The organism is Mesorhizobium sp. A556 (assembly GCF_054489545.1).
The window spans coordinates 104586-128070 of the sequence record NZ_JBTMXA010000007.1 but is presented as its reverse complement, the minus strand read 5'-3'; the positions used below and the strand labels follow the sequence as shown (position 1 = coordinate 128070).

Annotated in this window: 19 protein-coding genes; 8 read left to right on the top strand and 11 right to left on the bottom strand. The window is 63.1% G+C overall.

Annotated elements, in window-relative coordinates:
• Positions 1-15: 15 nt before the first annotated feature.
• Together ACX3P0_RS15610 and ACX3P0_RS15605 are read right to left on the bottom strand one after the other, a co-directional pair.
• Entirely contained in the window at positions 16-939 is a 924-nt protein-coding gene (locus ACX3P0_RS15610; RefSeq protein ID WP_459077793.1) for a sulfite exporter TauE/SafE family protein, read from the bottom strand.
• A gap of 180 nt (positions 940-1119) precedes the next feature.
• The gene (locus ACX3P0_RS15605; protein ID WP_459089835.1) at positions 1120-4992 is read right to left on the bottom strand and encodes a peptidoglycan-binding protein; all 3873 of its coding nucleotides are present in this window, start codon (positions 4990-4992) and stop codon (positions 1120-1122) included.
• Between the two features lie 521 nt (positions 4993-5513).
• On the opposite strand from ACX3P0_RS15605, the gene ACX3P0_RS15600 reads away from it, so the two are divergent.
• From ACX3P0_RS15600 to ACX3P0_RS15575, 6 genes are all read left to right on the top strand, one after another.
• Complete coding sequence (locus ACX3P0_RS15600) at positions 5514-5969, top strand: MerR family transcriptional regulator (RefSeq protein ID WP_459089833.1); 456 nt, start codon at positions 5514-5516, stop codon at positions 5967-5969.
• A gap of 110 nt (positions 5970-6079) precedes the next feature.
• Complete coding sequence (locus ACX3P0_RS15595) at positions 6080-7852, top strand: acyl-CoA dehydrogenase (RefSeq protein WP_459089831.1); 1773 nt, start codon at positions 6080-6082, stop codon at positions 7850-7852.
• Positions 7853-7864: 12 nt separating this feature from the next.
• A complete protein-coding gene (locus ACX3P0_RS15590) occupies positions 7865-9037 on the top strand; it encodes an acyl-CoA dehydrogenase family protein (RefSeq protein ID WP_459089829.1) in 1173 nt (390 codons plus the stop codon).
• Positions 9038-9066: 29 nt separating this feature from the next.
• Positions 9067-10275 (top strand): acetyl-CoA C-acetyltransferase, encoded by a 1209-nt coding sequence (locus ACX3P0_RS15585; protein ID WP_459089827.1) that lies wholly within the window; start codon positions 9067-9069, stop codon positions 10273-10275.
• Positions 10276-10288: 13 nt separating this feature from the next.
• Entirely contained in the window at positions 10289-12508 is a 2220-nt protein-coding gene (locus ACX3P0_RS15580) for a 3-hydroxyacyl-CoA dehydrogenase NAD-binding domain-containing protein (protein WP_459089825.1), read from the top strand.
• A 30-nt stretch (positions 12509-12538) separates the two neighbouring features.
• A complete protein-coding gene (locus tag ACX3P0_RS15575) occupies positions 12539-13375 on the top strand; it encodes an amidohydrolase family protein (RefSeq protein ID WP_459077800.1) in 837 nt (278 codons plus the stop codon).
• 113 nt (positions 13376-13488) lie between these two features.
• Here the strand turns inward: ACX3P0_RS15575 and ACX3P0_RS15570 are convergent, their stop codons facing one another.
• The 6 genes from ACX3P0_RS15570 to dnaK form a co-directional block, all read right to left on the bottom strand.
• Positions 13489-13776 carry a DUF1330 domain-containing protein gene (locus tag ACX3P0_RS15570; protein WP_459077801.1) on the bottom strand — a complete coding sequence of 96 codons (288 nt, stop codon included), beginning with the start codon at positions 13774-13776 and terminating at the stop codon, positions 13489-13491.
• Positions 13777-13799: 23 nt separating this feature from the next.
• Positions 13800-14504 carry an orotidine-5'-phosphate decarboxylase gene (gene pyrF / locus ACX3P0_RS15565; protein ID WP_459077802.1) on the bottom strand — a complete coding sequence of 235 codons (705 nt, stop codon included), beginning with the start codon at positions 14502-14504 and terminating at the stop codon, positions 13800-13802.
• Positions 14501-15097, bottom strand: coding sequence for an NADPH-dependent FMN reductase (locus ACX3P0_RS15560; protein ID WP_459089823.1), 597 nt, complete (start codon positions 15095-15097; stop codon positions 14501-14503). Before ACX3P0_RS15560 ends, pyrF begins: the two co-directional genes overlap by 4 nt.
• Positions 15098-15212: 115 nt before the next feature.
• Positions 15213-15818 carry a phospholipid N-methyltransferase PmtA gene (gene pmtA, locus ACX3P0_RS15555; protein ID WP_459077804.1) on the bottom strand — a complete coding sequence of 202 codons (606 nt, stop codon included), beginning with the start codon at positions 15816-15818 and terminating at the stop codon, positions 15213-15215.
• A gap of 105 nt (positions 15819-15923) precedes the next feature.
• On the bottom strand, positions 15924-17054 hold the full coding sequence (gene dnaJ / locus ACX3P0_RS15550) for a molecular chaperone DnaJ (protein ID WP_459089821.1): 1131 nt from the start codon (positions 17052-17054) through the stop codon (positions 15924-15926).
• A 192-nt stretch (positions 17055-17246) separates the two neighbouring features.
• Positions 17247-19163: a molecular chaperone DnaK gene (gene dnaK / locus ACX3P0_RS15545; protein ID WP_459089819.1), complete on the bottom strand. Its 1917-nt coding sequence runs from the start codon at positions 19161-19163 to the stop codon at positions 17247-17249.
• 388 nt (positions 19164-19551) lie between these two features.
• On the opposite strand from dnaK, the gene ACX3P0_RS15540 reads away from it, so the two are divergent.
• Positions 19552-20016, top strand: a complete 465-nt coding sequence (locus tag ACX3P0_RS15540; RefSeq protein WP_459077807.1) for a group III truncated hemoglobin — start codon at positions 19552-19554, stop codon at positions 20014-20016.
• 108 nt (positions 20017-20124) lie between these two features.
• On the top strand, positions 20125-20289 hold the full coding sequence (locus ACX3P0_RS15535; RefSeq protein WP_459089817.1) for a DUF3309 family protein: 165 nt from the start codon (positions 20125-20127) through the stop codon (positions 20287-20289).
• 3 nt (positions 20290-20292) lie between these two features.
• Here the strand turns inward: ACX3P0_RS15535 and ACX3P0_RS15530 are convergent, their stop codons facing one another.
• The 3 genes from ACX3P0_RS15530 to ACX3P0_RS15520 all read right to left on the bottom strand — a co-directional run bounded on the left by ACX3P0_RS15530 (position 20293) and on the right by ACX3P0_RS15520 (position 23434).
• On the bottom strand, positions 20293-21012 hold the full coding sequence (locus ACX3P0_RS15530; protein ID WP_459089815.1) for a Crp/Fnr family transcriptional regulator: 720 nt from the start codon (positions 21010-21012) through the stop codon (positions 20293-20295).
• Between the two features lie 128 nt (positions 21013-21140).
• Positions 21141-22541 carry a phospholipase D family protein gene (locus ACX3P0_RS15525; protein ID WP_459089813.1) on the bottom strand — a complete coding sequence of 467 codons (1401 nt, stop codon included), beginning with the start codon at positions 22539-22541 and terminating at the stop codon, positions 21141-21143.
• Positions 22542-22612: 71 nt separating this feature from the next.
• A complete protein-coding gene (locus ACX3P0_RS15520) occupies positions 22613-23434 on the bottom strand; it encodes an endonuclease/exonuclease/phosphatase family protein (protein WP_459089987.1) in 822 nt (273 codons plus the stop codon).
• Positions 23435-23485: the final 51 nt, after the last annotated feature.

Genomic DNA, 23485 nt, shown 5'->3' with positions numbered 1-23485 from the left:
TGTGCAAGACCCTCATCAACTGAGGCCTACGGTTGACAGCGAATAGAGGTTGGGCGGCCGGGCGAACAGGTCGATGGCAAGGCGGATGGCGACCGCCAGCACCAGCAGCGCCAGCAGCGCCCGCAGCTGCTCGCCGCGCAGCTTCTGCCCGACCTTGGCGCCGTATTGCGCGCCGGCGACGCCGCCCGCCATCAGGATGAAGGCGAGGATGATATCGACGGTCTGGTTGGTCGCCGAATGGATCAGCGTCGTATAGGCCGAAGTGAAGATGATCTGGAACAGCGAAGTGCCGATGACGACGTTGGTGGGAACCTTCAGGAGGTAGATCAGCGCCGGCACCATGATGAAACCGCCGCCAACGCCCATGATGGAAGACAGGAAGCCGATGGCCGCGCCAAGGCCCAGCACCGGGATGACGCTGACGAACAGTTTCGAGGCGCGGAAGCGCATCTTCAGGGGCAGGCGGTGGATCCAGTTGTGCTGGCCGGGCTTCTTCAGCACGGGCGCAGCCCCGCTGCGGGTCTTGCGCAGCGCATTGACGCTTTCGACCAGCATCAGGCCGCCCACGGTCCCGAGCAGCACGACATAGAGCAGCGAAATGAACAGGTCGAGCTGGCCCAGCCGGCGCAGTATCCCGAAGACGAAAATGCCCCCGGTCGAGCCGACGACGCCGCCAGCCAGCAACACCCCGCCGAGCTTGAAGTCGAGGGTTCCGCGTTTCATGTGCGACAGCGCGCCGGAAAAGGATGAGGCGATGACCTGGTTGGCGCCGGTGGCGACCGCTATGGCCGGCGGGATGTTATAGAAGATCAGCAGCGGGGTGATGAGGAAGCCGCCACCCACGCCGAACATACCCGACAGAAAGCCGACCGCTGTGCCCATTGCCAGCAGTACGAAGACATTGACGGAAATTTCCGCGATCGGGAGATAAATGCCCACCCGTCTGTCTCAACCAATTTGCCTGTCGGCCGACATGGCCGCTGCTTGTCTATAACACCGAAAAGCTAACCCGATCTTGCCGTGACGGCTCAATGCGGGTCAGATGTCGAAACGAAAGACATCTCAAGCGGTTAACAGGCAAATTTGTGGCGTGGCGTCGTGGAAACGACGCCGACGCCGTTATTTGTGCGCAAGCAGCGCCTTGACCAGCTTTTCGTCGACTTCGCCGGTCGGCTTCATGTCGTTGTCGCCCTGGAAGGCCATGATGGCGGTCTTCGTCTTCTGCCCCATCACGCCGTCGGCGCCGCCGGCATCGTAGCCGTTCTTGTTCAGGATGCGCTGGATGTTCTGCACGGCCTTCTTCATGTCGATGCTGGCCGTCACGGCAGGCGTTCCCTCGTGCCAGGATTCGGGAATGTCGACCGAGTTGGCCGCCTGGTCGAGGGGTTTGGCCTTCCAAAGCTCCGTCGTGGCGCGGGCGCGCTCAAGCTGCTCGGGGCGCAGCGCCTTGGCGATCTCGTCGCGCTTGGAGGCGGCGTCCTTGTCGCCGGTCTTGGCCACGAGCGCGAACCATTTATAGGCGTCCTCGAGATTCTGCGGCATGCCGACGCCCTTAGCCGCAAGGATGCCGAGGTTGAACTGGCTGTCCTTGACCCCCAGATCCGCCGCCGCCTGGAACCAGCGCGCGGCCGACTCATTGTCGGTCACGCCGTCGGCCGCCATCGCAAACAGCACGGCAAGATTGTGCATGGCGCTGGCATTGCCCTGTCCGGCTGCGAGTTGATACCAGGTCTTGGCCTTCTGGATGTCGCGGGCAACGCCGAGGCCCTTTTCGTAGAAATTTCCGATACGGTATTCGGCCGGCGCGAAACCGAGTTCAGCCGATTTTTCGTACCATTTGGCGGCGGAAGCCATATCTTCCTTGACGCCGCGCGCTTCGGCATAGCGAGAGCCGATTTCGAACAGTGCCTTGGCGTCGCCTTCCGATGCGGCCTGGCGCAAAGCCTCCGGGCCGGCCCCGGCCGGAATGTCGATGGCGGTCGGCGCAGGGTCGGCTGCGGCAAGCTTGGCCGATGCGGGGATCACCGCGCCGGTGGTGTCGGCTGCGATCGTTGCTGGCGCTTGTCCGATGGATGCGTGTTCGATCTCGGGCGTCGCCGTCTCGGTGCCGGTCAGATCGGCATGGACCGGCGATACCTCGTCATGCGACCCGGCGGTCATGGCGGGTGGCTCTTCGGCGCCACTGCCGGTCGTTGCATCGGAAGCATCCGGCCTGCCGACGACGCGTACCGGTTCGGTGCCGGCGGTGTTCTGCGCCTTTTCGACGGCCCCGATATTTTCGGCGGCCCCCATGTCTTCGACAGCAACAGGCGTCGGAGCGGCCGAAGCGATTTCCGTCTTCTGTTCGACCACGGCAGGCGGCGCGTCGTTGCTGGCGGCCTGGTCGGGATTGGACAGGAAGGCCTTGCCGAGCTGCATGCCGGCAAGCGCCAGCATGATGGCGGCGGCGGCCATCATGATCGGCTTGCGGCGCGCCCTGAGCAGGTCGCCCAGCTTGCGCGAGCCGGTCGTGCCGGCAAGGCTCGACTGGCGCTTCAGCGTATCGGCCTCGGCTGCGGCGGCTTGCGCGGCGCGCCTGGCGGCGGCGATGAAGTCCGACTTGGAGGCGTCGACCTCGCCTTGGCGGGTCGGTTGCGCACGCTCGTCGCGCACCCGCCTCATGATGGCGTTCAGGTCCGGCGCGCCAGAACCCGGTTCCAGCGGCCGGTTGGCAAGCTTGGGATCGAGCGGCTCGTCAAGGTCGACGCTTGGCGCATCCACTGTCGGCGCGGAACCGGCAGGCGCGTCAGCGTCGACATCCTTCTTCGCGAAGGCGCGGGCGAGGCCGCCCAGCATGGACTTTCTGCGCCCGGTCCGCTCCGGCTGGTCGACGATGGTGTCCGAGCCGAGCGCTGCAAGCGCCGCAGCTGCGGCCGCCTGCGCCGGCGTGCGCGTCACCGGCTCGACGTCATCGACGGCGGACATCGTGTCGGCTGTGCTCATGGCATCCGCCAGCGATGCGGGCTGGTCGATATCCATGGAGGGCGCGTCGTGGATCGCGATCTTTGCCGCCGGGATCGGCTCGGCTGCCTCGCGGTGCTCGAGCGAGCCGAGCCGCTCGACGATCTTCAGCAGCGTGTCGTGGATGGCCTCGAAGGTCTTCGAGTTGCGCTCGTCCGAACGCCGCGTCAGCTTCTCCAGGGTTTTCAGGTCATCGGCAAGGCCGGAAACGGCCTGCGTGTTGGCGCTCGACCCGGCCAGCGAGCGCACGGCGTTCTCCGCCGCCTCGCGCGCCGCGCTGATGATCGTGTCATGCGCTCCGGTCAGCGAGCGCTCGATCTCGCTCAGCCGGGGGCTGATGTCCTCGAACTCCGGCAGCGGCGTGCCGGGGCGGGAAAGATGGGCGGACAGGCCGGTGACCTGCGCTTCCAGGCTGCGGATCAGTTCCGGATCGATATTGGCGACCTGGGCCGCGGAAGCATCCAGCCGCGCCGAAATGTCTTCGAGCCGGCTTTCCAGCCCGCGCAGCGCCGCCTGGCCTGCCGGATCCGGCGCACGTGTCTCCAGCCGCTGCGCCAGCGAGTTGAAGCGGGCGTCGATGGCATCCATGATGCCGCCGCTGTCGATGTCCACGCCCGAGGCACGCTCGTCCAGCCTGCCGGCAACCTCGCTCAGCCGCCGCTCCAGATCGCGAAACAGCATGTTGCCTTGTTCCAGCGCATCGTCCTGGCGGCGTTCCATCATGCCGGAAAGCGCATCGAAGCGCTGCTCCAGCCCCTGGAAGATATAGTCGGCATCCGGCGTGGCCGGCGCATGTTCGATCTTGTCGGCAATCATCGCGATCTGTTGCCCGAGGCGCTCCATCGCCTGCTCCGGCAGATTGGCGTTGGCTACCAGATCGTCGACGCGGGCCGACAGCATGTTGAGGCGGTCGATCGTCTCGCCGCCCGGCCGCTCGGCCGCCACTTCCTCGATCTGCTGCGCAAGGGCGGCGATGCGGTGTTCGATGCGCTCGAACAGTTCCGGGTCCAGATTGCTGGACTGCGCGGCGACGCTCGAGGCGACGATGGCGCGTGAAATCTCGTCCAGCCGCTCGTCGATCATGCCCAGCGTATCGGGGCCGAAATCGTTCTCGCGGCTGGCAAAATGATCGACGGCGCTGGCCAGCGTGCGCAGTTTCTCTTCCAGCGATCGAAGCGACAGCGATTCGGGCAAATTGTTGACGGCGCTGCCGATCTGCTCCAGCCGTTCGGCCAGCATGGCGATGCCGGGGCCGTCCGCCCGCGAGCCTGCGGCGGCGTCGACCCGGTTTTCGAAGGCGCTCCAGCGCCGGTCGAAATCGTCGAAGCGGCGGTCGACCGACTGGACGCTTTCCTCGCGCGCCAGAAGATCGAGCGCGCCCTTGATCTGTTCCATTTCCAGCCGAAGCATGTTGATGCTGCGGTCGTCGCCCTTGTCGGCGAGCGTCTGGATCGCGCCTGAAAGCCGCTCGAATTCGCGCCCAAGCTCCGCGCTTTCCTTGGAAGACGGCGCCGATTTGTAGGCGCGCCCGATATCGTTGCGCAGCGATTCGAATTCACGGTGCAGGCCGGCCGTCATCTGGTGGCGAAGTTCTTCGCGCAGGCTGCTCAGTTCGCTGGCGATCTTGCCGACCGTCGCGATGCCGTCTTCCTGGCTGCGAGCGCGGTCGATGTCGCGGGCAAGCGCCTGGTAGTTCTGCTCGAAACGCGGCGCGGCCTGCGGCGCCGGACGTTGTTCCGGGTAACGGTGGGGCTCCTGATAAGAACGGGGCTGCGGGTAGGGTATCGGCCGTTCGCGGCTTTGCGCACGAAGCTCTTCGAGCGGCCGCTGCGCGTAAGGCTGCGTGCCGGGATAGCGCGGCTCCGCGTCGCGCGGCCGGGCGATCTGCCGTTCCAGCGCCTCCAGCGACTGGTTGAGTTGATCCAGCGAGCCGAGCGGCCTGCGTTGCCGGCCGGCGTTGAGTGTATCGAGATAGGACCGCTTGCTGTTCATCGGGACGCCCGTTTTCGAAATGACCGGCGAAGGCCGGTTTCCCCTCAACTCCTGTCGCGATCGCAGCGGCTTCACAAAAAGGCGACCTGATGGCCCGTTCTGCTCAGCGCTTCGAAGTCCGTGAAAAACTCGATACAGGGGTGACCACGGTGACCGACATGCGCACATTTCCCCCGACATGGTAAACAACGCGTTAACCAAACTTAAGAACCTTCAAGATTTGTTCAGGAACGGGCCACCGGAAGCAGCCGGAGAAGGAGCTGCGTCGCTGGAGCGGTACGCGCGCCTCAGCCTCGTTTGATATGATCGCGTCGTCTTAAAACCGGTTTCCCCTTCGCGCGTCAGGCGATGCGATGCCTCTTGCAACCCGGGGTCGAATTTCGTATACCGTTTACGTAAACGTAAGAAGCAGACACGCAAATCTCGCTATTTGCCCTGTCCACGATCCGGAAGGGCGAGCCGGAAGCGGTCTGCACGGGCAAGGCAATCCAGACTGCGCCGTGGATACGGGGAGGGTGACCATGGAATTGAACGTCGACAGCCAAACTGAAATTCGCGCCGCCGGCTCGAAGGGCGATGACGGCCTGACCCGCATCGGCGAGATGGCGAAAGCCTTTGACGTGACCCTACGGACGTTGCGTTTCTACGAGGACAAGGGCCTGCTCCATCCACAGAGGGAGGGCGCGACCCGGCTCTATACCAGGCGCGACAAGGCGCGGCTGAAGCTTATCCTGCTGGGCCGCAAGGTTGGCTTCTCGTTGCGCGACGTCAAGCAGATGATCGATCTCTACGATCCGGCGAGCGCCAATACGAAACAGCTCAAGGTGGCGCTCGACAAGTCGGAAAAGCAGATGGCCCGCCTGTTGAAGCAGCGTGCCGCCATCGAGGAAGCTATCGCCGAGCTTGGCGAATCGATGTCGGTGGTCCGCATCATGCTGACCGAGCGCACGGCTGCTGCTGCGCGCGCGGCCCGATAGGTCTTCGTGGCTAGTGACGTTTACGCAAACGTCACTTTTTGATAATGGATGGGCGTCGATCCGCGACGCTTTCGGGTGCCTGTCGCCAATACTGCAAGGTGGAGAAAGACATGCCGATTTATACGGCGCCAGTGCGCGATACCCTGTTCGTGCTGAAGGAAGTCCTGGGGTACGAGCGCTATTCGAACCTTCCCGGCTTTTCCGATGCCACGCCCGACGTGCTCGAGGCGATCCTCGCAGAGGGCGCCAAGCTTGCCGAACACGTCATGCTGCCGCTCAACCGCGTCGGCGACATGGAGGGCTGCGTCCGCCACGACGACGGCTCGGTGACGACACCGAATGGGTTTCGCGAAGCCTACGATCAATACCGAGAAGGTGGCTGGATGGGATTGGCGGCGCCCGTGGAGCATGGCGGGCAGGGCCTGCCCTATGCGGTGTATTCGGCGGTTAGCGAATACATGATCTCGGCCAACATGGCGCTGATGATGTATCCGGGCCTGACGCAGGGAGCCATTGCGGCCATCGTCACCCACGGCAGCGACGAGCAGAAGACTACCTTTCTGCCCAAAATGATCGAGGGTTCGTGGACCGGCACCATGAACCTGACCGAACCACATTGCGGCACCGATCTCGGCCTGTTGCGCACCAGGGCCGTGCCGAATGGCGACGGCACCTACAAGATTTCCGGCCAGAAGATATTCATCTCGGCCGGCGAGCACGACATGGCCGACAACATCGTTCATCTGGTGCTGGCCCGCATCGAGGGCGCGCCGGAAGGCACCAAGGGCATTTCCCTTTTCATCGTGCCCAAATTTAAGCTCGATGGTAAAAGCGGCGAGCGTAACAAGGTTTCCTGCGGTTCCATCGAGGAGAAGATGGGCATCCACGGCAATGCCACCTGCGTCATGAATTACGACGAAGCTGAAGGCGCGCTGCTCGGCGAGGAAAATGGCGGCCTCAAAGCCATGTTCACGATGATGAACGAGGCGCGCCTGGGCGTCGGCCTGCAAGGGCAATCCCTGTCGGAAATCGCCTACCAGAACGCTGTCGCCTATGCGAAAGACCGCCTGCAAGGCCGCTCGCTAACCGGCCCGAAGAATAAGGACGGCAAGGCCGATCCGATCATCGTCCATCCCGACATCCGCCGTGCGCTGATGACCATGAAGGCCTTTAACGAGGCCGGCCGCGCGCTGGTGCTGTGGACCGCACTCAAATCCGACGTGGCGCACCGCTCAGGTGACGCCGCCGACCGGCAGGCGTCGGACGACCTGCTCGGCCTGATGACGCCCATCGTCAAGGGCGTGCTGACCGACAAGGGTTTCGACCACGCGGTGATGGCGCAACAGGTGTTCGGCGGCCACGGTTATATCGAAGAACACGGCATGAGCCAGTTCGTGCGCGATGCCCGCATCGCCATGATCTATGAGGGTGCGAACGGCATCCAGGCGCTCGACCTCGTCGGCCGCAAGCTGGGGCTGAATGGGGGCCGTGCCGTACAGGCCTTCTTTAAGGAAGTCGGCGAGTTCTGCGAAGAAAGCCGCGCCGACGAGCAGATGGCGCCCTTCACCAAGGCGCTGAAGAAGGGCCTCAACGATCTGCAGGCGGCCACGTTGTGGCTGATGGAGAACGGCGTGAAGAACCCCGACAATGCCGGAGCCGCTTCCACCGACTACATGCACCTCTTCGGCCTCGTCGCGCTCGGCTACATGTGGGGACAGATGGCCAAGGTCGCGCAGGCAAAGGCCGGCGAGGCATTCTACGGGAACAAGCTTGTCACGGCGCGTTTCTTCATGGAGCGTGTGATGCCGGAAACTTCGGCCCATCTGGCGCGTCTATCCAGTGGCGCGGATACGATGATGGCGCTGCCGGCGGAGGCGTTCTGACGGAGCAAAGGCATGGCCAACAACCCCTCGGAAATCCTCTCCCTCCCCAAGCCCGGCTGGGTCAGCGAAGACGTCGCCATGCTCTATGATATGGCGCACCGGTTCATGTCGGAGGAAATCGCGCCGCGCTACGACGCGTTCGAAAAAGCGGAGATGGTCGACCGTTCGGCCTGGGAAAAAGCGGGCAGCGCCGGCCTATTGTGCGCCTCGATGCCGGAGGAATATGGCGGCTCGGGCGGCACGTTTGCCCATGAAAGCGCGATCATCGAAGCCATCGGCCATGTCGGCGTCGACGGCTTCGGCATCGGCCTGCACAACGCCATCGTCGCGCCCTACATCCTCCATTACGGCTCGGAGGAGCAGAAGAAAAAGTGGCTGCCGAAGCTTGCCACCGGCGAACTGATCGGCGCGATTGCCATGACCGAACCGGGTGCCGGCTCCGACCTGCAGGGCGTGAAAACGCGAGCGGAGAAGGACGGCAACCACTACCGTATCAACGGCTCGAAAACCTTCATCACCAACGGCCAGCTTGCCAATTTGATCGTCGTCGTCGTCAAGACCGACCCGGAGAAGGGCGCGAAGGGCACGTCGCTGATCGTCATCGAAACAGACGGGCAAGAAGGCTTTGAGCGCGGCCGCAACCTCGACAAGATCGGGCTGAAGGCCAACGACACATCGGAACTGTTCTTCACCGACATGCGCGTGCCGACCGCCAATCTGCTCGGGTCCGAGGAAGGGCAGGGCTTCGTTCAACTCATGCAGCAATTGCCGCAGGAACGGCTGATGATCGGCACCACGGCGATTGCCATGGCCGAGCGTGCGTTGGCGCTTACCATAGACTACGTCAAGGAACGCAAGGCGTTCGGCAAGGCGATCCTCGATTTCCAGAATACCCAGTTCAGGCTTGCCGAACTGAAGACCGAGATCACTATCGGCCGTGTTTTCTACAATGATTGCGTCCAGCGCCACCTTGCCGGCGGGCTCGATCCTGTGACGGCCTCGATGGCGAAATACTGGCTTTCCGACCTGCAGGGAAAAGTTGTCGACGAATGCCTTCAATTGCATGGCGGCTATGGCTACATGAATGAGTATCCCATTGCCCGCATGTACCGCGACGCCCGCGTCCAGCGCATCTATGGCGGCACCAACGAGATCATGAAATTGCTGATCGGCCGCTCGCTCTAGCGTCGATCCGCAAACCGAGGAGTCGAAAAATGGCTGATGCTTACATCTATGACGCGGTGCGCACGCCGCGCGGACGCGGCAAGAAGGATGGTGCGCTGCATGAGGTGCCGGCGGTGCGGCTGGCGGCCAGGACGCTGGAAGCCATCCGCGACCGTAACGGGCTCGACACTTCGACGGTGGACGACATCATCTTCGGCTGCGTCGATCCGGTCGGCGAGGCGGGCGCGGTCATTCCGCGCTCGGCCGCCTTCGAGGCCGGCTATGACGACAAGGCCCCCGGCATGCAGATTTCGCGCTTCTGCGCTAGCGGACTCGACGCCGTCAATCTCGCTGCCGCCAAGATCGCACAGGGGGCGGACGACATCGTCATCGCCGGCGGCGTCGAATCCATGAGCCGCGTCGGCATGGGCGCGTCGGGCGGGGCCTGGTACATGGACCCCTCCGTCGGCTTTCCCGGCTGGTTCGTGCCGCAGGGCATTTCGGCCGACCTGATCGCCACCAAATACGGTTTTTCGCGCGACGACGTCGACGCCTATGCCGTGGAAAGCCAGAAGCGCGCCGCGCACGCCTGGGAAAAGGGCTGGTTCAAGAATTCGGTCATTCCGATCAAGGACCAGAACGGATTGACCATCCTCGACCATGACGAGCACATGCGCCCGTCCACCGACATGCAGTCGCTGGCGGCCCTCAACCCGTCCTTCGTCATGCCCGGCGAAATGGGCGGCTTCGACGCGGTCGCCGTGCAGAAACACCCGGAAGTGGAAGAAGTGATCCACGTCCACCATGCCGGCAATTCCTCCGGCATCGTCGATGGTGCCGCCGCTGTGCTGCTCGGCTCCAAGAAAGCCGGCAAGGCGATGGGGCTGAAGCCGCGCGCCCGCATCCGCACCTTCGCCAACATCGGCTCCGAGCCGGTGCTGATGCTGACCGGCCCGGTCGACGTGACCGAAAAACTGCTCAATCGCGCCAAGATGAAGCTGTCCGATATCGATCTGTTCGAGTTGAACGAAGCGTTCGCCGCCGTGGTGCTGCGCTACATGCAGGCTTTCGACATCCCGCACGACAAGATCAACGTCAATGGCGGCGCGATCGCCATGGGCCACCCGCTGGGTGCCACCGGCGCGATGATTTTGGGCACGGTGCTGGACGAACTCGAACGGCGCGACCTCAACACCGCTCTGGTGACGCTGTGCATCGGCGCCGGCATGGGCACCGCCACGATCATCGAGCGCGTATAAGGGGGCCTGGAAAATGACCTACACCAATTTCACTTTCGAAACCGATGCCGACGGCATTGCGCTGATTACCTGGGACATGCCCGACCGTTCGATGAACGTCTTCACCGAGGGGGTGATAAGCGAACTGGACGCCATCGTCGATCACGTCGCCTCGAACGCGGCCATCAAGGGCGCGGTCATCACCTCCGGAAAGGAGACTTTCTCCGGCGGCGCGGACATCGCCATGCTGCAAAAGATGTTGAAGACCTTCGCCAAGGAAAAGGCGGGCAATCTCGAAAAAGCGACCCAAAAACTGTTCGATACGGCCGGCTTCATGAGCGGCCTGTTCCGCAAGCTGGAAACCTGCGGCAAGCCGTTCGTCTCGGCCATCAACGGCACCTGCATGGGCGGCGCGTTCGAGATGTCGCTCGCCTGCCACGGCCGCATAGCCGCGGATTCGGACAAGGTGAAGATGGCGCTGCCCGAGGTAAAAATCGGCATCTTTCCGGGTGCCGGCGGCACCCAGCGCGTGCCGCGCCTGACCGACCAGCAGCAGGCTTTGCAGATGCTGACCTCCGGCCAGACGCTGACGCCGAAGAAGGCCAAGGCGATGGGGTTGATCCACGAGATCGCCGAGCCAGCAAAGCTGGTCGAGACCGCCAAGGCGATGATCAAGGGCGGCTTGAAGCCGGTTCAGCCCTGGGACGAAAAGGGGTTTCGGCTTCCCGGCGGCCCGATCTATTCGGCGGCGGGCGCTAATCTGTGGCCGCCGGCGATCGCCATTCTTCGCCGTGAAACCTACGGCAATTATCCGGCCGCGAACGCCATCCTGAAATGCGTTTATGAGGGGCTGCTGGTGCCGTTCGACACCGGCCTGCGCATAGAACTGCGCTATTTCACGGAAATCATGCAGACGAGGGAAGCAGCGGCGATGATCCGCTCGCTGTTCATTTCGCTGCAGGAACTGAACAAGGGCGCGCGCCGCCCCGCCGACGTTCCGGAAACGAAGTTCAAGAAGATCGGCGTGCTTGGCGCGGGCTTCATGGGCGCGGGCATCGCCTACGTCACTGCCAAGGCGGGCATCCCGGTGGTGCTGCTCGACCGCGACACGGCATCGGCCGAAAAGGGCAAGGCGCATTCGGAAGGCTTGATGGACGGCCTGATCAAGAAGGGCCGCGCTACGCTAGAGGACAAGGAAAAGCTTCTCGGCCTGATAACGCCCACGGCCGACTATGCGCTGCTTGCCGGCTGCGAACTGGTGGTCGAAGCGGTGTTCGAGGATTCAGGTGTCAAGAAGGCCGCCACCGAACAGGCCGAGGCGGTGCTCAAATCGTCGGCCGTGTTTGCGTCGAACACCTCGACCATCCCGATCACGTCGCTGGCGAAGAATTCGGCGCGCCCGAAGAATTTTGTCGGCATCCACTTCTTCTCGCCGGTCGACAAGATGCTGCTGGTCGAGATCATTCTGGGCAAGAAGACCGGCGACAAGGCGCTGGCGACCGCGATCGATTTCGTGCGCGCCATCAAGAAAACGCCGATCGTCGTCAACGATACGCGCGGCTTCTACGTCAACCGTTGCGTGCTGCGCTACATGTCGGAAGCCTACAAGATGCTGATCGAAGGCGTGCCGGCAGCCATGATCGAAAACGCCGCGCGCGCCGCCGGCATGCCGGTCGGGCCGCTGGCTTTGACCGACGAAACGGCGGTCGATCTGGCCCAAAAGATCATGCACCAGACCGTCCGCGACCTGGGCGACAAGGCCGTCGACCCTGAGCAGATGAAGCTCATCGACACGCTGGTCGATACGCATCAGCGTTTCGGCCGCAAGAACGGCAAGGGCTTTTACGATTACCCGGCAAAGCCGGCCAAGAAAAAGCTGTGGCCGGGCCTGAAAGATCTGTACCCGCAAAAGAAGGCCGACGACGTCGATTTCGAGGAATTGCAGCAACGACTCCTCGTCACCATCGCGCTGGAGGCGGTGCGTGTCATGGAGGAAAAGATCGTCATCGACCCGCGCGAGGCCGATGTCGGCTCGATCCTCGCCTTCGGCTTCGCACCCTATACGGGCGGCACGCTGTCCTACATCGACGGCATCGGCGCGAAGGAATTTGTCCAGATTGCCAAGCGGTTGCAGAAGAAATACGGGGCGGAGTTCAAGGCGCCGAAGCTGCTTCTCGACATGGCCGAAAAGGGCGAAAGCTTCTACCAGCGCTTTGACCCTTACGCGAAAGGCGAGGCGAAGAAGGCGGCATAGGGCCAACAAGGCGCAGGGGGAGCAGAACGGATGATCGTCGATACCCATCTGCATCTGATCGACCGCTCCGCCCTGCGTTACCCCTGGCTTGCCGGCGTCCCGGCGCTGGACCGTGATTTCCTGTACGAGGAATACGCGGTTCAGGCCAAGCGTGCCGGCATAGCGGCCGCTCTCCACATGGAAGTCGATGTGGATCCCACCGACATCGATGCCGAGACGGAGCGTGTCAAGGCGCTGGCCTCGCGGGTGGGCAGCTTGCTGGTGGGCGCGATCGCCTCCTGCCGCCCCGAGGAAAAAGGTTTTGCCGCCCATCTCGAACGCCAGCAGGCCGATCCCTTCGTGAAGGGATTTCGTCGCGTTCTGCATGTGGTGCCCGACGACCTCTCCGAAGGCGCGCTGTTTCGCGAAAACATCGCCCGCATGGCAGGGCAGCACCTGACCTTCGATCTGGTCGTACAGCCGCACCAGATACCCAAGGCCATCGCGTTGGCCGACCTCGCACCCGACGTTTCTTTCGTGCTCGACCATTGCGGCGCGCCCGACATCAAGGGCGCAAACGAGCATCCATGGCGCGAGCACATGGCGGAGATTGCCCGGCGGCCTAACGTTACCGCCAAGATTTCCGGCGTGGTCGCCTATGCCGACCCCGGCACATGGGCGGTGGAAACCTTAAAACCCTATGTCGAGCATACGATCGGCGCGTTCGGCTGGGATCGCGTCGTGTGGGGCAGCGACTGGCCGGTCTGCACGCTGGGTGGCGGGCTTGCGCCCTGGATTGCGGCGACGCATGCGCTGCTGGCCGGCGTCAGCGACGACGACCGGGCAAAGCTGCTTTCGGGCAATGCAAGGAAACTCTGGCGGCTGTGATCGGGCGCCCCCCGGCGCTTCGCGCCTGGATGGATTTACGCGGTGCGCTTCAAGTCCTTGTTTTGATGCATGTCGTTGCCCCGAAACCGGTTCCCACTTTCGGGCGACATGCCTCAGGCGCCTTCGATCAGCACGATCTCGCCATCGGCCACCTTTTGGCGGATCGCCTTGGCAGCCTGGTATTCGGGCGAGTTGTAGCAGTCCTTCGCGACCGCCAGCGATTCGAATTCGATGATGACGTTGCGCGCGCGCCCCGGCCCTTCCACGTTTTCGTGTTCGCCGCCACGCGCCAGAAACTTCGCACCGAAGCGCTCGAAGGCCGGCTTGGCGGTCGAAACATAATCCTTGTAGTGCTCGGGGTCGCGAACATCGACACGGGCGATCCAGTATCCCTTGGCCATCTTTTCTCTCCCAAGCGCACGAGTTACGCGGCGCGCATCTCGTCGAGAATAGCGTGCGCCGCCCCCCGCCTGTCAACCGCGCCGACGATGGGCCGGCCAACGACGAGATGGCTGGAGCCGTTGCGGATCGCCTGGCCGGGCGTGACCACGCGCTTCTGGTCTCCATGGTCAGCGCCTGCGGGCCGGATGCCGGGCGTCACCACCGCCATGCCCGGCCCGACGATGCGGCGCACCGCTTCCGCTTCGCTGGCCGAGCAGACGATGCCGCCCATGCCCGCATGCAGCGCCTGTTCGGCGCGCCGCAACACCAGCGTGTGCGGGTCGTATTCGTAGCCTGCGTCGATCACGTCCTGCTCGTCCATCGAGGTCAGCACGGTGACGCCGAGCAGGCATAGGTCGCTGCCTCTGGCGGCTTCCACCGCCGCGCGCATCGTCTTCGGGTAGGCGTGCAGGGTCAGCATGGTCATGCCCATGCGCACGATATTCTCGACACCCTTGGCGACGGTGTTGTCGATGTCGAGCAGTTTCATGTCGAGGAATACTTTTGTGCCGCCCGACGCCAGTTCGCGGGCGAAGTCGAGCCCTCCGGCAAAGGCAAGCTGGTAGCCGATCTTGTAGAAGGAAACCATGCCCTCCAGTTCGCGCACCACGGTCTCGGCGTCCGCGACGCTCGGCACGTCGAGGCCGACGATCAGCCGCTGCTGCATCCCCATCATTTCGTCACTCATGGTTCGATCCTTTCCGAGAGCATCCGGGCGCGCTCGATGAGCGCCGTTGCAACCGTTTCCATGGCGCGGTGCTGCCGCCGGTTCCTGAATTCGCCCGCCTCGTCGAAGGCTTCCGCCCCCGCCGGCACGGAGCATTCCGGCGAAATCACCTCCATCTGGCAGCGTACCAGAACCGCGCGCAGATGGTTGATGCAGCGGATGCCGGCGAACGGGCTGCTGGAGGACGAACACAGCGCAACGGGCTTGCCGGATAGCGGCCGGACCGGCCGGCCGGCGTCGGTGCGCACCCGGCTTACCCAATCGATGGCGTTTTTCAGGAGCGGCGGGATGGAGCCGTTATATTCGGGCGTGGCGATCAGAAGTCCGTCATGAGCGGCGATCTGGCGCGCCAGCCGGACCGCGTTTTCGGGAACGCCATGCTCTTTCTCCAGATCCTCGTCGATGATCGGAAGCGGATAGTCCCCAAGTGAAATGCGCGTCACTTCGGCACCCTGGATCGCCAGTTCCTTTTGCGCCACGTCGGCGGTCTTGCCGCTATAGGCGCCGACGCGAACCGATCCGGCGAAGACGAGAATTCTCGGGGTGACGGGCACACGGCGCTCCTGTTCGGGCATCGGATCGACCACGGAACGGATTCGGTCTGTTCCGGTACTCGGTCAGACCGCAGCTATAGGCAAAGCGCGGGCCAAATCAATCGTACAGTCGGGATCAATGAGCAGGACGCCGGTAAATCCACAGATGGGCCGGCGGGATGTTGCGGATGATGAAATCGAAATGCTTCACCGTGTAGTCGCCCTTGCCGGCGGGGATAGGCGACATCGGCCCATAGGTGATCTGGATCACCGGCCGCCCGGCCGGAATGCGCGCCAGAAGATCGTTCAGATAGGCAACGCGGCGCTCCACCGGGAAGTTGAGCAGCGGGACGGCCGAGATCGCGCAATCGAAGATCGTGTCGCGCTTGTCGCCGAGCGTATGATCGATATTGAAAGCGTCGCCCTCGATGATGTTGACGCTTGGGTAGAGCCGGCGCAAATGGCGAACGAAGTTCGCGGAATATTCGATAGCGTAGAGGCTTTCTGGCCTTACCCCGCGCGCCAGGATCGCCTTCGTTATGACGCCGGTTCCGGGGCCGACCTCCAGCACCGGCAGGTTCGAACCGGTATCGATGACAGACGCCATCCGCCGCGCCGTCACGGAGCTGGTAGGCACGATAGCACCGACGGCCTTGGGCTTGTCCATCCAGCCTTTGAAAAAGCTGACTTCGTCGCTGAATTTTTCCGCGAGCGCTTTGCGCAATTCGGAACCACGTATCATGCAAGCATCTCCCGTGCGTCCCCCGCGCGCTATGTAGCATCTACCGGCGGGGCATCAACCAAAAATCACGCGAAAATGTCGTTATCGAAACAAAAAAAGTCGCACTCACTGCTCTCCGAACGACTCGAAGAAATCCTTCATGCGAGAGAAAAAGCCGCTCGACTGTGGAGAATTGTCCGTGGACGAGAGCTTTTCGAACTCTTCCAGCAATTCGCGTTGGCGGCGCGACAGGTTTTGCGGCGTTTCCACAGCGGTCTGGATGTAGAGATCGCCGATATTCGGCTGGCGCAGCACCGGCATGCCCTTGCCCTTCAGGCGGAACTGACGGCCGTTCTGCGTGCCCTCCGGCACTTTCACGCGGGTCTGGGTGCCATCCAGCGTCGTCACCTCGAACTGGCCGCCGAGCGCTGCCGTGGTCATCGAGATCGGCACCTTGCAATAGAGGTCGGCACCGTCGCGCTGGAAGAATTCGTGCGGCTTTACCGCCAGGAAAATATAGAGATCGCCTGAAGGCCCGCCGCGCTGCCCGGCTTCGCCTTCGTTGGCGAGGCGAATGCGGGTGCCGTCCTCGATGCCGGCCGGGATATTGACCGATAGCGAACGCTCCTCGATGACGCGGCCCTGGCCGGCGCATTTCGGGCATGGGTCCTTGATCGTCTGGCCGCGACCCTGGCATTGCGGGCAGGTGCGCTCGATGGAGAAGAAGCCCTGGCTGGCGCGCACCTTGCCGTGGCCGTTGCACATCGAGCAGGTGACCGGCTGGGTGCCGGGCTTGGCGCCGGTACCCGAGCATTCGATGCAGGAAATGGGAGCAGGCACGCGAATCTGCGCGGTTTTACCGGCAAACGCTTCTTCCAGCGTGATTTCCATATTGTAGCGCAGGTCGGCGCCGCGTTCGCGCCCGCCCGAAGAGCGACGCCTGCCGCCGCCCATCATGTCGCCGAAAATGTCCTCGAAGATGTCGGCGAAGCCGCCGCTGGCGAAGCCCTGGCCGCCGCCGTTCATGCCGCCCTGTTCGAAAGCCGCGTGGCCGAAGCGGTCGTAGGCGGCCCGCTTCTGCGGGTCTTTCAGCGTCTCATAGGCTTCGTTGATTTCCTTGAACTTGTGCTCGCAGGCGTCGTCGCCCGGATTCCGGTCCGGATGGAACTGCATGGCAAGCTTGCGGAAAGCGCCTTTCAGTTCCTTCTCGTCGGCGCCTTTTTGCACGCCCAGCGTTTCGTAGAAATCAGCCTTCATTTTGTCCCGCTGCCCGGATGTTCAATGTCTTGAAGCATTGTTGCGTCATTTGCCGGCTCCATGCGTTCGATTTAGGAATTGAAAGGCCGGGGCGCCATAGCTGCCGCGGCGTTCATCGCACATTTCCGGAATTGGTTGCAAAAAAGCCCGGCCTTTGCGCCGGGCTTTCCGTTTTACCTGCAATCAGGCCGCTTACGCCGACTTCTTCTTGTCGTCGTCCTCGTCGATTTCCTCGAAATCGGCGTCGACCACATCGTCGTCCTTGGCGGCATCCGCCTGGGCGTCGGCTTCGGCGGCTTCTTTCTGGCTGGCCTCGTACATGGCTTGGCCCAGCTTCATCGAAACTTCGGCCAGCGCCTGGCTCTTTGCCTCGATCTCGGCGGCGTCATCGCCTTCCGCGGCAGTCTTGAGCGCTGCGATCGCATCGGAGATCGCCTTGCGGTCTTCCTCCGAAACCTTCTCGCCATACTCCTTCAGCGACTTCTCCGAAGAATGCGCCAGCGCTTCGGCCTGGTTACGTGCTTCGACCAGCCCGCGCCGCTTCTTGTCGGTCTCGGCATTGGCCTCGGCATCCTTGACCATCTTGTCGATGTCGGCGTCGGAAAGGCCGCCCGAGGCCTGGATGCGGATCTGGTGCTCCTTGCCGGTGCCCTTGTCCTTGGCGGAGACGTTGACGATGCCGTTGGCGTCGATGTCGAAGGTGACCTCGATCTGCGGCACGCCGCGCGGCGCCGGCGGAATGCCGACCAGGTCGAACTGGCCGAGCGCCTTGTTGTCCTGCGCCATCTCGCGCTCGCCCTGGAAGACGCGGATGGTCACCGCGCTCTGCGAATCCTCGGCGGTGGAGAACACCTGGCTCTTCTTGGTCGGGATCGTCGTGTTGCGCTCGATCAGGCGCGTGAACACGCCGCCCAGCGTCTCGATGCCGAGCGACAGCGGCGTCACGTCGAGCAACAGCACGTCCTTGACGTCGCCCTGCAGCACGCCGGCCTGGATGGCCGCACCAAGCGCCACCACTTCATCCGGGTTGACGCCCTTGTGCGGCTCCTTGCCGAAGAACTGCTTCACGATTTCCTGGATCTTGGGCATGCGCGTCATGCCGCCGACCAGAACCACTTCGTCGATCTCGCCGGCCTTGAGGCCCGCGTCCTTGAGCGCCGCCTTGCAGGGCTCGATGGTGCGCTGGACGAGATCGTCCACCAGCTGCTCGAGCTTGGCGCGGGTAAGCTTCAGCGTCAGGTGCTTCGGGCCGGTCTGGTCGGCGGTGATGAAGGGCAGGTTGATCTCGGTCTGTGTGGTCGACGACAGTTCGATCTTGGCCTTCTCCGCAGCTTCCTTGAGGCGCTGCAGGGCCAGCTTGTCGGTTTTCAGGTCGATGCCCTGTTCCTTCTTGAACTCGGCCGCCAGGTACTCGACCAGGCGCATGTCGAAATCCTCGCCGCCGAGGAAGGTGTCGCCATTGGTCGACTTGACCTCGAACACGCCGTCGCCGATTTCCAGCACGGAAATATCGAAAGTACCGCCGCCAAGGTCATAAACGGCGATGGTCTTGCCTTCCCTTTTGTCGAGGCCGTAGGCGAGCGCTGCCGCAGTCGGCTCATTGATGATGCGCAGCACTTCAAGGCCGGCGATCTTGCCGGCGTCCTTGGTGGCCTGGCGCTGGGCGTCGTTGAAATAGGCCGGAACGGTGATGACCGCCTTCTCGACCTTCTCGCCGAGATAGGCTTCCGCCGTTTCCTTCATCTTCTGCAGGATCATGGCCGAAATCTGCGAGGGCGACTGCTTGGCTCCGCCGGCTTCCACCCATGCGTCGCCATTGTCGCCCTTGACGATCGTGTAGGGGACGAGATCCTTGTCCTTGGAGGTGACGGGGTCGTCGTAGCGGCGGCCGATGAGGCGCTTGACCGCGAAGACGGTGTTTTCAGGATTGGTGACCGCCTGGCGCTTGGCCGGCTGGCCGACGAGACGCTCGCCGTCGCTGGAAAAAGCGACGATCGAAGGCGTCGTGCGCGCGCCTTCCGCATTCTCGATGACCTTCGGCTCCTTGCCGTCCATGATGGCGATGCAGGAGTTGGTCGTTCCGAGGTCGATACCGATTACTTTTGCCATTTTTTTTCGTTCTCTCCGCTAAGCAGGTTTTCCGGACCCATCAGGCGTTCCGTGGAAAACCCCTGTTCACAAGAATTTCCGTCGCTACAACCGGCTCATGTCCGGGCAGCGAACGGCTTGCCGGGTATATAAGAACAGGCTTGGCGGCACGCAAGCGCTCTACACGAGACATTAACAGCAGGCTTTGCCGGGAACGGCGGGCTTTGTCGGAGCGCCAGCTTGCTTTATCGCAAATACGAATTACCTGCCTGCTCTATGACGGTCATGAGAGACGGTTTGATAATTCGCGTATGTAAGCACCGGAAGCGCGGAAAACCACGCCAGATGACCGGCAGGGTAGAATTTCCAAACAGTCTCCAGGACGTGGAATGAAGACGGAACAGGAAGCATGACGCAAATTCGAAAAGGTCGGGAGACGATCATCATCGACGGTGTTCCGTTGCCGGAGGTTCTCGACGAGGCGATGGTCCATGCCGTCGTTCACGGATTCTATGACGAGATTCGCCGCGACGCTCTGCTGGGTCCGGTCTTCAACAGCCGTATCGCGCCGGAGGCCTGGCCCGTTCATCTGGCAAAAATGTGCGACTTCTGGTCATCGATGCTTTTGCGCACGGGCCGCTATGACGGGCGGCCATTGCCGCCGCATCTGGCCATTCCGGGACTTGGCGAGGCGCATTTCCGGCGTTGGCTGACATTGTTTCGCGCAACCGTGCGGCGCCTTTGCCCGCCCGATGTGGCGGCGCTGTTCATGGATCGCGCGCTGCGCATCGCGCACAGCTTTCGCCTGGCGGTCGCCTTCAGCCGTGGCGAAAACTCGGTCGCCATCGAGCCTATCCTCGAAGACAGCCTTTAACGCCACGCTGCCGGTCTCAAGCGCCCCATGGAACGCGAGACGGCTCTGCGCGTTCTCTCCTGACGCAATCGACGCCGCAGTGGCGCCGACAGTCGAGGAGGCCGCATCATGGGCTTGGGCACCATACTTATCATCATTCTGGTTCTGGCGCTGCTTGGCGGCTTCAGCGGCTTTGGCGGCGGACCTTTCTACGGCACCGGCTATTACGGCGGCGGCGGACTTGGCCTAATCTTGATTATCGTCATCGTTCTCGTCGTGCTCGGCCGAATATAGCGCTCAGCGCGGCTCCTTCTGCAGGCTGAGATAGGTGGGATCGAATTCCGCGATCTCCACCAGACCGTCCCAATCATCGATCTGCACACGGTCGCCTTCCCAGGTGATGACGCCGCGTTGCCGCAGGTCTCGCAGCGTGCGGTTGACGTGGACGAGGGAAAGCCCGAGCGCATCCGCCAATTGGTTCTGCGTCAATGGCAGCTTGAAACTCAACCCTTTGGTCTGGTCCACGATCTTCAGGCGCGTATAAAGTTCACACATGAGGTGCGCCAGCTGGCCGATTGCAGGCCTGCGCCCCATGGCAACCAGCCATTCGCGGTGTACCGATGCGTCGATCAGCGTATCGAGCCAGAGCATCCGTGCAAGATGAGGGGACGTTTCCGTAAGCTTCTTCAGCGCCTCGTGTTCGACCTGAACCAGCGTGCAGTCCGACAGGGCAACGACGCCATGCGCCAGCACCTTCAGCAGGAAGCCATGCAGGTCGAGGAAGTCGCCTGGAACGTGAAACGCCACGATCTGGCGGCCGCCGTCTTCCAGTACCTTGAAGCGGCCGCACAGGCCGTCGACAAGAAGCAGGCTCACCTTCGGGCGGGCGCCTTCACGCACGATCTCTTCGCCGGCCAGATAGGATTTCTCCCGCGCAAACAGCGCGAAGAGTTCCGTTTTCTCCTTCTCGGAGATGACATCCCGATGGCTAAGCTGCAGGAAAAGGGGAAGGGCCAAGGGCGATCTCCAACGACGTGCAGCGCAGGGAAGAATCCCTCGACGGCAACGGGTAACCGGGCGTAGGCCGGATCGGCGCACGCGCTCACAGCAAAGCAACGGGTATCCCCGCAAGGCCGGCCCGTCAATTACAGCTGCGACTCGATCGGCAGCCAGCGGACCAGCTTAGCCAGGACGCGCCGGGACAGGCTGGCTTCCGGTTCGGTGGTATATTGGTGCATCTGGCCCTGGTCGATGCCGGTCCAGACCAGCCTGCCGTCGCGCAGGGTCACGGCATAGCTTGTCTGCGGCAGGATCTCGTGGCGGAAGCGCCGGCGCAATTCCGCCGCCAGCCACTCGTCCTCGAACAGCACGCCCATCTCCGCATTCAGCGATATAGAGCGCGGGTCGAAGTTGAAGGAACCGACGAAGCCGATTTTCCCGTCGACCGTAAAGGCCTTGGTGTGGAGGCTGGCGCCCTTGGAGCCGAAGACCGAGATATTCGCCTGCCGGCTGAACGGCTGCAGTTCGAATAGCCGGATGCCGGCTTTCAGCAGGCGCTTGCGGTAGTTGGCATAGGCGCCGTGCACGGTTGCGACATCGGTGGCGGCGAGCGAGTTGGTCAGCACGGTGACAGTCGAACCCTTTGCCACCAGTTGCGAAAAGATGGCCGTGCCCTTCCTGCCGGGGATGAAATAGGGCGAGACGATTTCCAGATTTTTAGCGCTGGATTGCAGGATCGGCAGCAATTCCCGCATCAGCCAGCTTCGCGTTTTCTCGCCGCGAACCTTTTCCGGCGGATCGGAGATGACGCGGGCCGCCGGGGTCCAGTGGAAGCCGCCGCCCGCCGCGATGAACTCGGTGATCGAGTTGAGGCTGCGCAGGCCCTCCAGCAATGCGGTATCCTCGGTGCGGTCGATTTGCGAGACGAAGCCCGCCACTTCGGCAGGCTCACCCGGATGCAGCGCGCCGATGCCCATGACGGCGGATGAGTTCCAGAAGGCTTCGAATATCCGCGTAGCCTGCGAAACGGCCGGCCCCACCAGCAGCAGATCGAGGTCGCGGAAATTCGTCTCCGCCGCGTCGAAATAGGCGTCACCGATATTGCGCCCGCCGACGATGGCGATGGTATCGTCGGCAATCCATGCCTTGTTGTGCATCCGTCGCGTCATCGCGAACAGGCGGAAGACCAGCTCAAGCCCGCGCAGCAGGCTGCCGTTCCTCATGCCACTCGGATTGAACAGCTTCAGTTCGACGTTGGGGTGCGCATCAAGCGCCTGATAGGCGCTGTCGCTGTTGGGAGAATTGATGTCGTCGAGCAGAATGCGCACCCGCACGCCGCGCTCCGCCGCCCGTACGACCTCCTGCATCAGCAGGCGCCCGGTATGGTCGTCGTGCCAGAGGTAATACATCAAGTCGAGCGTGCGCGTAGCGCTTCGCGTGGCCAGGATACGCGCGGCGAAGGCGTCATAATTGTCCGCGATCAGAAGCAGGCCGGTATTGCCCGCCCTGATCTTGTCCTTTGCCAGCCGCGAAACCGCCAGGTCCATTCTCTTCCCTTCACCGCAGCCCGCGCGTTGCGCATTCAGGTTGGGCGCATCCAGGCTGGAGTAAGAACTGTTCAGGCGCGGTCTGGTTGCGTGGCCGCCTGCCTTATGCTGTCGAGGTTCAGCCGCGCCTTGATCGGCAAATGGTCGGACGCGAGCCGGGCGAGAGGCGATTGATGAACCTCGATGCGGGTGATGAGGCTGGCTGGCCGGGCCAGGATGCGATCCAGCGCCAAAAGCGGAAAGCGTGACGGAAAGCTCGGCAGCACGGCGTGGACCGGGCCGAAATGCGGCAACAGCGCCAGCAGGGAAGAGCGGTTGCGCACGCGCCATTCGTTGAGGTCGCCAAGCAGGATGGTCGGCCGCAGCACCGACTGCGTCGCCTCCACCAGCGCGCTTGCCTGCTGCGAGCGCGAGCGCCGCAACAGGCCGAAATGCGCTGCTACGACGCGCAGAGCGACACCCTTCAGTTCCAGATCGACGATAATGGCGCCGCGCGGCTCGAATCCCGGCAGCCGGACCTGGCGCACGCCCTGTACGATGCCGCGGCGCGCCAGGATGAGATTGCCGTGCCAGCCGTGGCTGCCATGGTGTTCAGGCGTATGTGTGGGGACGAGATCGGTATCGCGTTGCAGCGCGTTCAGGTCGAGCAGGCCCAGCCGCGCGCCGGTCCGCTCGTCGGCCTCCTGCAGCGCGACAATGTCGGCGTCGAGTTCGCCAAGGACTCGGGCGATCCGGGCCGGATCGAATTTGCCATCCGTGCCGACGCATTTGTGGACGTTGTAGGAAGCAATCGTCGTGCAGGCCGCGTCGCTTTCGAAATCGATGAAGCCCGGCGCCTTCCGGCGAAGCGCGCTGGCGAGCGAATGGGGAAGGGTCTGCGAACGGTCGAGCATACGGTCCGGTTTTGCGCGGGAAGGGGATTGGCTGATATGCCGGGCGCCGCT

Coding starts and splice junctions, on each gene's coding strand:
- dnaJ (WP_459089821.1), bottom strand. CDS start 17,054: ATGAAGGCTGATTTCTACGAAACGCTGGGCGTGCAAAAAGGCGCCGAC.
- ACX3P0_RS15535 (WP_459089817.1), top strand. CDS start 20,125: ATGGGCTTGGGCACCATACTTATCATCATTCTGGTTCTGGCGCTGCTT.
- ACX3P0_RS15520 (WP_459089987.1), bottom strand. CDS start 23,434: ATGCTCGACCGTTCGCAGACCCTTCCCCATTCGCTCGCCAGCGCGCTT.
- pyrF (WP_459077802.1), bottom strand. CDS start 14,504: ATGAGTGACGAAATGATGGGGATGCAGCAGCGGCTGATCGTCGGCCTC.
- ACX3P0_RS15590 (WP_459089829.1), top strand. CDS start 7,865: ATGGCCAACAACCCCTCGGAAATCCTCTCCCTCCCCAAGCCCGGCTGG.
- ACX3P0_RS15605 (WP_459089835.1), bottom strand. CDS start 4,992: ATGAACAGCAAGCGGTCCTATCTCGATACACTCAACGCCGGCCGGCAA.
- ACX3P0_RS15575 (WP_459077800.1), top strand. CDS start 12,539: ATGATCGTCGATACCCATCTGCATCTGATCGACCGCTCCGCCCTGCGT.
- dnaK (WP_459089819.1), bottom strand. CDS start 19,163: ATGGCAAAAGTAATCGGTATCGACCTCGGAACGACCAACTCCTGCATC.
- ACX3P0_RS15600 (WP_459089833.1), top strand. CDS start 5,514: ATGGAATTGAACGTCGACAGCCAAACTGAAATTCGCGCCGCCGGCTCG.
- ACX3P0_RS15595 (WP_459089831.1), top strand. CDS start 6,080: ATGCCGATTTATACGGCGCCAGTGCGCGATACCCTGTTCGTGCTGAAG.
- pmtA (WP_459077804.1), bottom strand. CDS start 15,818: ATGATACGTGGTTCCGAATTGCGCAAAGCGCTCGCGGAAAAATTCAGC.
- ACX3P0_RS15540 (WP_459077807.1), top strand. CDS start 19,552: ATGACGCAAATTCGAAAAGGTCGGGAGACGATCATCATCGACGGTGTT.
- ACX3P0_RS15580 (WP_459089825.1), top strand. CDS start 10,289: ATGACCTACACCAATTTCACTTTCGAAACCGATGCCGACGGCATTGCG.
- ACX3P0_RS15570 (WP_459077801.1), bottom strand. CDS start 13,776: ATGGCCAAGGGATACTGGATCGCCCGTGTCGATGTTCGCGACCCCGAG.
- ACX3P0_RS15585 (WP_459089827.1), top strand. CDS start 9,067: ATGGCTGATGCTTACATCTATGACGCGGTGCGCACGCCGCGCGGACGC.
- ACX3P0_RS15525 (WP_459089813.1), bottom strand. CDS start 22,541: ATGGACCTGGCGGTTTCGCGGCTGGCAAAGGACAAGATCAGGGCGGGC.